Source organism: Arthrobacter sp. GMC3, assembly GCF_002929305.1.
GTDB lineage: Bacteria > Actinomycetota > Actinomycetes > Actinomycetales > Micrococcaceae > Specibacter.
Map to the genome: position 1 here is coordinate 1 of NZ_PJIO01000055.1, position 946 is coordinate 946.

Genomic DNA, 946 nt, shown 5'->3' on the forward strand with positions numbered 1-946 from the left:
AGGAGGCGATCGCCCGCTCGCGGATGCTCAGGGAGGGATCGGGCACCATGTTGGCCTCGGTCACCTCGTACACATGGCCCAGGCCGTGGCAGGTCGGGCACGCTCCCTGCGGCGTGTTGGGCGAAAAATCCTCGGCGTACAGCATGGGCTGGTTGGCTGGGTAGGCGCCAGCGCGCGAATACATCATCCGCACCAGGCTGGACAAGGTGGTCACACTGCCCACAGAGGAACGCGCGTTGCTGGAGCCCCGCTGCTGTTGCAGCGCCACCGCCGGCGGTAGGCCGTCGATCGCATCGACGTCCGGTACGCCGGCCTGGTCGATCAGTCGCCGCGCATAGGGGGCCACCGACTCGAAGTAGCGCCGCTGGGCCTCGGCATAGATGGTGCCAAAGGCCAGCGAGGACTTCCCGGAGCCGGAGACACCCGAGAACACCACCAGCGCGTTACGCGGGATGGCGACATCCACGTCCTTGAGGTTGTGCTCGCGCGCGCCGCGCACTTCCACCATGCCGCTGGCGGCAGCGGTACAAGAGGATTCACCGAAAGAATTGTTTGGCATGTTTTTATCCGGTAGTTCGTCCCGCTCAGGACGGGACTTCCTGAGTGGTAGGGAAAACTGATGCTCTGCAGATGCTCGTCACGCTTGATGCGGTGCTTCTTCCTGTTCAGCCCCGCTCAGAAACAATTGGCACTGCTGATTGAAGAAGTCTTCCAGTTCAGCGGCTGTGAAGTGGTCGCTGAAGGCATGCTCGGCGTGACTCATCACGTCGAAATACACCACAGCCAATTCCAACTCTTCCAGCTCAAGCTGCTGGCAGAGCAGCCAGCCGTAGATCTTGACCTGCGCCCAATGCAGCAGCCGGTGGTTGGCCGGAATGCGGCTGATATCGCCACGGTGGGTTTTGATCTCTTCTAGGCGCCGCTCTTGCGGATCGTACCCGTCGGC

General features: G+C 62.4%; 1 protein-coding gene and 1 pseudogene. Both read right to left on the reverse strand.

Annotation, left to right across the window (positions count from 1 at the left end; all coding sequences use genetic code 11):
* Positions 1-559, reverse strand: a pseudogene (locus tag CXQ94_RS23610) (excinuclease ABC subunit A); the annotation flags it as partial.
* A gap of 78 nt (positions 560-637) precedes the next feature.
* A partial coding sequence (locus CXQ94_RS23615; protein WP_219817107.1) for a hypothetical protein occupies positions 638-946 on the reverse strand: 309 nt, incomplete at its 5' end.